General features: G+C 69.8%; 3 protein-coding genes and 1 pseudogene. All 4 read right to left on the bottom strand.

What is annotated here, in order from left to right:
- Positions 1-419: pseudogene (locus K0M70_RS13480) on the bottom strand (thymidine phosphorylase); the annotation flags it as partial.
- Positions 416-1,807 (bottom strand): MBL fold metallo-hydrolase, encoded by a 1,392-nt coding sequence (locus K0M70_RS13475; RefSeq protein WP_290782782.1) that lies wholly within the window; start codon positions 1,805-1,807, stop codon positions 416-418. The gene K0M70_RS13475 and the pseudogene K0M70_RS13480, both read right to left, overlap by 4 nt.
- Positions 1,808-1,926: 119 nt before the next feature.
- Positions 1,927-2,328 carry a hypothetical protein gene (locus tag K0M70_RS13470; RefSeq protein ID WP_290782780.1) on the bottom strand — a complete coding sequence of 134 codons (402 nt, stop codon included), beginning with the start codon at positions 2,326-2,328 and terminating at the stop codon, positions 1,927-1,929.
- Positions 2,325-2,605 (bottom strand): hypothetical protein (locus K0M70_RS13465; protein WP_290782778.1); only part of this gene is annotated, 281 nt, incomplete at its 5' end. The genes K0M70_RS13465 and K0M70_RS13470, both read right to left, overlap by 4 nt.

The following is a 2,605-nucleotide window of genomic DNA, read 5'->3' as shown; positions in this document are numbered from 1 at the left end:
CCGGCGCCCCCCCCCGCCGCCAGTTCGATCCCCCAACGCGGGTGGGCGGCCGAACCACCCATCCGGCCCAGCAAATCGGCGTCCCCCCGGCGCCCCCCCAACCCCTGGGCGCGCTGGGCGCCGGCCGAGGCGGCCGGCTCGGGATGCTGGAAGGTCGCGTAGGCGCCGGCCTCGGGCGTTACGGCCTGCCAAGCCGCGTCCGACAGCGCCACCTCATCGACCGCCAGGTGATCGCCCGTGACGACGTTCAGGGTGGCGATGACCTCGCGTGTCCCGACCCGCATCTGGACCCGGGTCAGGGCCGCAAAGCCCTCCGAGCGGCAGACGGGGCAGTCGCGGTGCATATAGACCACCGGCTGCTGGTAGGTGTCGATGCCGGCGCGTACTACGCGCAGGCGGGTGTGGGTGTGCTCGGTCATGCCGCCGCCTCGCCGCCCAGCGGCACCCGCTCCAGATGCTCAGGGACCCGGCAATGCCAGCCGAGCTCGCGCTCGATCCGACCGCGCAGGGCATCGGCCGCGTCAGGCTCGCCATGGGTGATGTAGGTCATCTTGGGCGTGACCGGGGCCGGGCGCAGCCAGGCGAGCAACTCCTCGCTGTCGGCGTGGCCGGAGAAGCTCTCCATCGCAATCACTTCGGCATTGATCGGCACCTCCTGCCCGAAGATGCGCAACGACTTCTCGCCGCGCACGAGCGCTGCGCCGCGGGTGCCACCGGCCTGGTAGCCGGCCAGCAGGATCGCATTGCGCGAGTCCTGGCCAAAGGCCACCAGGTGGTGCAAGACCCGGCCACCGGTGAGCATGCCGCTGGCGGAAATGATGATCATCGGCCCGCGCTGCATATTGAGCGCCTTGGACTCCTCCACGGTACGCACCATGGTCGCGAGCTCATACATGTCCCGACACTCGGCGTCGGTGACGTGGTGCTCGCCGTGGTGGCGGTGGTAAAGGTCAGTGGCATTGATCGCCATCGGGCTGTTGAGGTAGACCGGCACGCGCGGAATCTCGCCGCGCTGGCGCAGCCGCGCGATATGCAGCATCAGAGCCTGGGCGCGGCCGACGGCGAAGGCAGGAATGACAACCACGCCGCCGCGGGCGGCGACCCGCTTGATCACGGGGGCGAGCTCCGCCTCGGCGTCGGCGGTGGGATGGCGGCGGTTGCCGTAGGTGGACTCGCACACCAGCCCGTCGGCGCCCTCGAACGGCGCCGGAGCCTTCATCAACGCATCGCTGGCGCGACCCAGATCGCCGGTGAAATGCAGCCGACGGCCGTCGATGGTGAGCGCGATCTGGGCGGCACCGAGTATGTGGCCGGCCGGGATGAAGCGGGCGCTGACGCCCGGCGCGAGGGCCTGCGGCTCCAGGAACGGGCGGCCATCGAACCGGGTCAGGCACGTCATCGCATCTTCCTGGGTGTACAGGGGCAGTGGATTGGCGTGCTTGGAGTAGCCCTTGCGCTTGGCGTAACGCGCTTCTTCCTCCAGCAGGTGGCCGCTGTCGGGCAGCAGCAGTTGGCTCAGATCGCGGGTCGCCTCGGTGCACAGGATTCGTCCGGCGAAGCCTTGCTTGACCAGCGCCGGCAGATAACCCGCGTGATCGAGATGGGCGTGGGTCAGCAGCACCGTGTCGATCGACGCGGGCGCGACCGGAAAATCCGCCCAGTTGCGCTCGCGCAGCTGCTTGTAACCCTGGAACAGGCCACAATCGACCAAAATCCGCTGGCCGGCGGCCTGGATCAGGTAGCGCGAGCCGGTCACGGTGCCAGCGGCGCCGAGGAAATGCAGGGAGCGGGACGCAGGGGAAGACATGAGGGGAATCCTTGTGGGGTAAGGGGCCGCCCGGGGCAGGCGGTTTCGGGGCCAGGCGCCGGTCGGAGCGTCGCCAGCCCTCTGGGCTGGCCAACGCTGCGGCAGGCGCCGTTCGTTCATCAGCGGATCAGTTCAACGGTGTCGTTGACCTTGGGCTTGCCGGTGACCACCTGGGCCTGGGCGTAGTGCGTATCGAACAGCTCCGTGATCCGCACTTGGCCGACTGGCTCACGACGGAACCGCGGGCCGGCCGCCTTGGGGCCGCGCGCGATCCGCTTGTGGCGGACGACGTCGAGGACCTGCCCGACCTGGGCGCCATCGGCCTCGCCTACGCAGACGACCAAGGCGCCTGCGTCGGCCTCAAGGATCTGCCCCCGCATGAGGACTTCATGGCGGAAGCTACCGTCCTGCGCATAGGCGGAGGTGGCGAGGGCCAACAGCAGGGCCACGGGGGCAAGCACGCGGCCGGCGCGCTGGCGCAGGGTCGCGGCGGGCGGAGCAAACGAGTAGGAACGGTTCATGAGATGGACTCCTCAGACACAGCGGGGGATTCCCCGGCGACGATTGAGGCCGTCGCCAGGGGCAGGCGCTTGAGCAGCAGCGCGTTGACCGCCACGATTACCGAGCTGCCGGACATCGACAGCGCGGCGATTTCGGGCGAGAGCACGAACGGGAAGAGCACACCGGCGGCCAGCGGGAACGCCAGGACGTTGTAGCCCACCGCCCACGCCAGGTTCTGGTGCATCTTGCGCAGCGTCCCGGGGGGGGGGGTGGTAGGCCCCCCCCCCGGAAAGAGGT

Source organism: Arenimonas sp. (assembly GCF_019459675.1).
GTDB lineage: Bacteria > Pseudomonadota > Gammaproteobacteria > Xanthomonadales > Xanthomonadaceae > Arenimonas.
Note: the sequence above shows the minus strand (reverse complement) of the source record. Positions and strands in the feature narration are given on the sequence as shown.